Annotated in this window: 1 protein-coding gene; it reads right to left on the bottom strand. The window is 61.7% G+C overall.

The window, feature by feature from the left end; all coding sequences use genetic code 11:
- The coding region (locus J5M66_RS26755; protein ID WP_207817561.1) for an amino acid permease at positions 1–261 on the bottom strand (261 nt) is incomplete at both ends.

Raw genomic sequence — 261 nt, 5'->3', positions numbered from 1 at the left:
GCGACAGCACGTTGACCAGTACCAGCAGCGCCAGCACGCCGAGAAACCCGATCACCGTGGCGCGGCCGACGTCGCTGCGTTTTTCTGCGCGAGCCGAATAGACGCTGGCGCCTTCGATGCCGATGAAGACGAACACGGTGACCAGCATCATGTTGCGCACCTGGTCCATCACCCCACCGAAGTTCGGGTTGCTGCGGCCCCAGATGTCGCGGGTGAAGATGTCAGCCTTGAATGCCACCGCAGCGATGACGATGAACATGA

The sequence above is a fragment of the Pseudomonas sp. 67(2021) genome (assembly GCF_017491835.1).
GTDB classification, from domain to species: domain Bacteria; phylum Pseudomonadota; class Gammaproteobacteria; order Pseudomonadales; family Pseudomonadaceae; genus Aquipseudomonas; species Aquipseudomonas atacamensis.
The sequence above is the reverse complement of the archived record's forward strand: the minus strand, read 5'-3'. Positions and strand labels throughout refer to the sequence as shown.